Origin of the sequence: Herbinix hemicellulosilytica (genome assembly GCF_002904165.1) — a bacterium.
Taxonomy (GTDB): Bacteria; Bacillota; Clostridia; order Lachnospirales; family Lachnospiraceae; genus Mobilitalea; species Mobilitalea hemicellulosilytica.
In genome coordinates, this window is sequence record NZ_CVTD020000019.1 from 22,445 (window position 1) to 28,480 (window position 6,036).

Genomic DNA, 6,036 nt, shown 5'->3' on the forward strand with positions numbered 1-6,036 from the left:
AGCCCCTGCTATGAGGGGCTAATCATTAATTCGTCCATAAGTATAAAAGTGTTCTTGCCAGTAGCTTGAATTAACCGATGTGTACTGAATCGGATTTCCGCAATGAAGCATCATACCGTCTCCCACATAAATTCCCACATGACTAGCACCGCTTGTTTCATAGGTACCTTCAAAGAAAATCAAGTCTCCCGGCTTTGCCTCAGCAGCGGATACTGTTGTACAGCATCCAAGCAATCCGTTTGCCGTTTTTCTTCCTACATACCAACCATTTCCGCAGTTATTGATGACATAGCTCACAAAGCCGGAACAATCAAAGCTTGTACTCGGGCTACTTCCTCCCCACACATAGGGATAACCCAAATACTTTTCTGCCTCATGAAGCATGTTTCCAAACTCCACATTGGTCAGATACTCCGCAGGTACTTCATAATCCTGATATTCTCCCGGATCCACCGTGCTGTAAATGTCATCTCCAAACAGATAGGCTTTATTACCATAGGTAGCTAGCAAGAGCTCGTATCGCTCCATATCGTCAGCTGATAATCCATAACTGCGCACGGCTGTATCCATAGTTGCATTGGTAAGTGTGATCTGCAAAATATAATATTCATATTCCACTTCCACCTCATATTCAACCTCTACCCAATAGGATACTTCCACTTCATAGGTATAAGTCTCTGTAACATAACTTCTGCTTGCAGGATCCCACACAAGCCTTGTACCAGTTCGCTCTTCGGTTCGGGTACGTTCCTCCCATCTGGTTCTCGTTTCTGTCCTTGTACGGATTTCCACAATCTCCTCCGTGGTCAGCTCATACTGAATATCAAAGATATTCTGCAAGGTATCCTCTACTTCCCTTAAAGTGTAATCTTCATGAAGTACCGTCAACACTGCAGATAGCTGGTATGGATTATGATTGATTTCTGCTAAGGTATAGCGATACTCATCATATCCCGAATAATCCGTTTCAATGGAATTGACTTCCTCTTGAAGCTCTGCTTCTAATGCAGAATATGCCGCATCTACTTCTAAGATATCCTCATCGTCTGCTGTATAACTGGTGTAAATTGTAGAAGTACCAACGCTCCCCGCCATCATGGAACAAGATGTGAACATACAGGAAATCAAAATAATAACAAGCCCTATAATTCCGGCAATTATCAATACCTTCGGATTCTGCAAAATATGCTCCGAAATAAATTCCCCGATACGTCCAACCATATCTCCTGCCTTGTCTACAAATTTCTTTCCGGCACCACCGACAGCTTCTTTTGCTTTCTTTTTCTGATAAGCATCCACCATTTCCCTTTTAGTGCGGGCCTTTTGAATCTGTTTAGAAGCTTCGGAAGATGTCTGCTTTTTAGTAGCTTCCACCTTCTCGGATTCCTTTGCCGCTTTCTTATGAAGCTTTTGGTTATACATATCAGTTTTGATTTTCTGACCTACATATCCTGTAGCTTCCATACCACGGCTAACAGCCTCCACAGCAACATTTTCATCTTCATTTGCCTCGTCAATCTTTTCATGTGCCTGTCTTTTGACCGCCGTTTCTCTCATAGCAAGTTTCTGGCTAGTTTTCTGCTTAGCTTTTAGCTTCTTTTGCTGCTCCAGCGTCAGGGAATTATCCTTTTTCCCATATCTAAGTTTCTTTCTCACAGCCTCCCTGGCTGTCTGCTCATTCTTAAGCTTCTCTCCCGGGGACTTCTGTGTTGTTGCCCGGGAGGACTTCGAAGAAGCATTGTTTGTACTCTTTTTTGCTTCATCCATTTACTCTTACTCCTTCTTTGCATCCACAACTTCATTAAGCTTCGTGGTAAGTAACTTATAAAGTTCAAGGTCAGTAGGGAATCTGTCTACAAACGGCAAGATAACATTTCCGTAAAATAAAAGCCCTTCACCTTCTCCCGAATGTGTCACATACGAAAGCTGATGAGGACTGATATTCAGCTGTTTAGCAAGGATTTGTCTGTCGCCAACTGCCTGATTCAGCATATATACAAAATCAGAATTCTATAGTGATAGGTAAGCCTCTGATATCATCTCGGGCTTTTCCCCCACTCCACACCGTGCATGCGACTTTCACCGCACACGGCGTTCCATCGGTTAGTATTTTTCATTGTCTAAACAATCAACCTTTGAATAAAATAAAAACTGTAGTAGTTGAAATAAGATTAAATAGGTTGCATGGAAGCCAACTCACGAAGGTGGTTAACCTTTATAAGCTGTTTGTTATCTAGTTGTAGTAAATCCATATATTTGTAAATAGTTTCCGCTTTTGAAGCATGAATGAGTTTATGGACGGAGTTCTTTATGAGAATAAGATTCTCATAGGCATCCGTACCGCCTAAATGTCGAGGTAACTTATGATGGCAATGAATTTCCCCAACAGAGGAGAATTCAACACCGGTTATAGCACATTTTCCCCATTGGGCTGAAAAGAGAGATATTCGATTGTCTGCGTATTCCGCACTATTGGAATAGACTGGTTGACGCATGAGAGCCAACATCATAGGGATGTTGATTCTCAGACAGTTGTGAATACCTTCACGTCCTTCGGGAGTGTAATAATTCCAGCTCTTCTTGCGGAAAAGCGGATTTTTGTGCTGTGTGTATCCTATTGGATACACGGGCTCATTCGTACCAGCGACATATCGCATCATTTTGGATTTACCAAAACGGGCTTTTTCAAACTCCGTAAGCTCTCGCCCTGTTTTCACAAGGCGGTTGCCTGTGCGAGTGCTAAGCCTGTTTGTCAGCAAGGTCATGACTGTGCGGTTTAGGGAAGCACAATCATGATTAACATGTGTGGCAATACAGTAGTAATTCTGCATGCCAGTGACCATACTGTTATAGAGTCTGATTTCACCTTGTTCGCCATATATTTTGCGAGGGTGAACAATTCTCTTTGCCTGTTCTTTTAGCTTCTCCCTTTTGTGCTCTAGGTTTTTATCTGCGATATGAGATATAACCACGAGTTTGTTGCCCTTCCTGTGCACTTTCATTTTGAATCCGAGAAAATCAGAATAATGATTTCTTACATTTACAATCCTCGTTTTCTTTTCAGAAATTTCCAGTTTGAGCCTTTCTTTCAGCCACAGAGTGACTGCACATTTGGTGCGTTCAGCAGAGTCCTTAGTCCTGCAAAAGATTCGAAAATCATCTGCATAGCGGACAATGAACATTTCCTTCAGGTTAGATTTCTTAGCCTGTCGATAGCCATTATCGGGTCTGGTATTCCGTTTGCAAATCGGACACCATTGCCATTGACTTTCTACCCAGTGGTCTAATTCGTTAAGCACGATATTAGCTAGGAGTGGCGATATGATACCTCCCTGTGGGGTTCCTTTGTCGGGCGTGATAAAAGTCCCGTCCTCCAGTTTGATAGGTGCTTTGAGAATTCGTCTTATGACAAAAATCAGCTTCTTGTCATGAATACCCATAGCCCATATCTGTCGTATCAGCTTGGCGTGATTCACATTATCAAAGAATCCTTTTATATCGAATTCAATGACATAGTGAAGATTGGCATGTTGAAGCAGCTGATAACTTCTTGCTATGGCATTCTCTACCGAATGGTTCGGTCTGAATCCGTAGCTGTTCTTGCTGAACTTAGCTTCACAAACGGGTTCCATTACCTGTTTGATACATTGTTGAACAAGCCTGTCCCAAATACATGGGATCCCTAGGAGTCTTGTCTTATTTGGGTCGTATGGTTTTGGTATCTCCTTACGCCTTACAGGTTTTGGGCGATACCCATGTTCACTTCCATTAATAATAAATCTAACTTTTTCAACAACTTCATCGGGGGAGCATCTTCCGATGTCCTCAATTGTGAGATTGTCTGTGCCATTTGTTTTACTTCCTGTATTTTTCTTGATATTTCTGTACGCTAGAAGAATGTTTTCCCTTTGAAGGATGACAGACATTAAATCTGTGAAAACTTCTCCGTTCAAACTTGCCTGGTATAGATTATCAATCGTATTCTGCATTCCGTAATACTCGTTGTGACGCAGATTATCCTCACATAGCAATTGCTTTTTCTTTTTCATGGTCATAAGGCATCACTCTCCTTTCTTGGGAAAGTGTCCCTTTTTGTCATACTCGTAATCCTTATAAGATTGAATGACAATAATTGTTTCTAACCGACTAAAGCCCATTCCTCGAGCCCGCCTTTTTCGTAGGGCTGTCATAGGTTCGAGCTTCGCTTTTCAGCACAGATTAAGCGGCTTATATGATTCGTCCGCAGATTGCTTATGAGCAACTCTGTACCTTTCCACGTTCCGATAATTCTATCTGTGCATATATCCTTAGGTGTCCGCTATAGTCCTGTCAGCTTGATTGTGCCTATAACACAATACGGAGTTTCATATTTTCGATTCTTACTCCACCGCACTGACCCACAATTAAGTGTCCATACATTTCTATATGGTAAACATCTAGACCCGTACATTCGCGGTTTTCGTCAGTCCGTCGTGGACATTCTCACCATAGATATTTTATAGACTCCCGGCGTGTCATCTGCATACGGTACCTCTATCGCATTTTCGACAGCTGTATTTCTACACTGTTTCGGCAGACTTCCGCCGACTTTATCGAGCTCCAGACCCCAACCATTACAGTCAGAGCCGGTCGAAGTATCAGAGAAGGCATTTCAGGGCGTTACCCCATCATTCTACCTTTCGAATTATCAGTTGTTGCTTACCTCGTGTGGAAGTAAGCCCGACGATTTTAGCATCGCATGGCCATAAGTCTATGAAGTTTTACCCTCATAGAGCGATGTTTGTGCGTCAACGTGTCGCACCAAAGATATTCTCCACTTCCTTGGATGCCAAAAGATCCTTTACGTTCTGCGTGATACCGGTCGGGATACCACCCCATTTTCTAAAACGCTTCCAAATTTCCACGGTATAAGCTGCTGTCTGCTCATCACGAAGCAGAAGATGCATCTCATCCATGTAGTATCTGGTGGACTTGCCGGCAGAACGGTTTTCCGTTACTCTGCCCCACACCTGATCCTGTACTACCAACATGCCAATCTTCTTTAACTGCTTACCTAAGTCCTTGATGTCATAGCATACAAGACGATTGGTAATGTCCACGTTGGTACGATGATTAAATACATTTAAGGAACCATGCACATAGATTTCAAGGGCAGTTGCCACATGCTTCGCTTCGGATTCCTCCTGTGCCAACAAGGCATTGTATAAATCCTCCAAAAGTGGCATATTCTCCGGTACCGGATTTTCAAAATATTTTTGATAAATCTTGTGAATACAACGGTCGATAACCGTCTTTTCAATCGGCTGCAAGCCTTCTTTTCCACCTACGATAAGCTCACACAAGGACAGGATAAAATCTGCCTTAAGAGCTACCGGATTATCGTCATCCGAATAATTCATGTTAATATCCATGGGATTGATAAACTGCGAGCTGGTAGGACTGATTTTGATAACCTGCCCCCCGAATCTCTCCACCAGTGGACTGTACTCTGACTCAGGGTCTGAGATAATTACATCATCATCCGTTACGAGGAATGCATTTGCAATCTCCCTCTTTGCCGAGAATGATTTACCGGAACCCGGTGTACCAAGGATAAGCCCGTTCGGATTCTTAAGCTTCTTTCTATCCACCATAATCAGGTTGTTGGAAAGAGCATTTAAACCATAATAAAGAGCTTCCTTATCCGGTTGGAACAATTCCTGTGTAGTAAACGGCACAAATATCGCAGTACTGCTTGTGGTCATACCACGCTGAATATCAATCTGATTATATGCCAGCGGCAGACTGCTCATAAGCCCCTGCTCCTGCTGATAATCAAGACGTACCAGATTGCAGTTATGCTTCTGCGCGATACTGGATGCCTGGTGTTTTTACCGGGTCAATTATTCCAAAAGCTACCGTACTTGCCTGTCCGTGAAATGACGAGTATAATGTCCATAAAAACAGAAAGGAAAATGACATCCCATTATTGATATTGTGTCACCAGCACAGTATCAGGGATGTCATTCAATGATCACTATACGATGATCATTATAC

2 protein-coding genes and 2 pseudogenes are annotated in these 6,036 nt (G+C 42.6%); all 4 read right to left on the reverse strand.

Annotated elements, in window-relative coordinates; genetic code table 11:
* Window positions 1-18 precede the first annotated feature (18 nt).
* The gene (locus HHT355_RS09415) at window positions 19-1,767 is read right to left on the reverse strand and encodes a C40 family peptidase (protein ID WP_103203201.1); all 1,749 of its coding nucleotides are present in this window, start codon (window positions 1,765-1,767) and stop codon (window positions 19-21) included.
* A gap of 6 nt (window positions 1,768-1,773) precedes the next feature.
* Window positions 1,774-2,010: pseudogene (locus tag HHT355_RS09420) on the reverse strand (conjugal transfer protein TraE); the annotation flags it as partial.
* Between the two features lie 161 nt (window positions 2,011-2,171).
* Window positions 2,172-4,049: a group II intron reverse transcriptase/maturase gene (gene ltrA, locus HHT355_RS09430; RefSeq protein WP_408609718.1), complete on the reverse strand. Its 1,878-nt coding sequence runs from the start codon at window positions 4,047-4,049 to the stop codon at window positions 2,172-2,174.
* Between the two features lie 753 nt (window positions 4,050-4,802).
* A pseudogene (locus tag HHT355_RS09435) lies at window positions 4,803-5,864 on the reverse strand (VirB4-like conjugal transfer ATPase, CD1110 family); the annotation flags it as partial.
* Between the last annotated feature and the right edge of the window lie 172 nt (window positions 5,865-6,036).

Excerpts from the sequence above, each read along its gene's own strand:
- HHT355_RS09415 (WP_103203201.1), bottom strand. The coding sequence starts at position 1,767 with ATGGATGAAGCAAAAAAGAGTACAAACAATGCTTCTTCGAAGTCCTCC.
- ltrA (WP_408609718.1), bottom strand. The coding sequence starts at position 4,049 with ATGAAAAAGAAAAAGCAATTGCTATGTGAGGATAATCTGCGTCACAAC.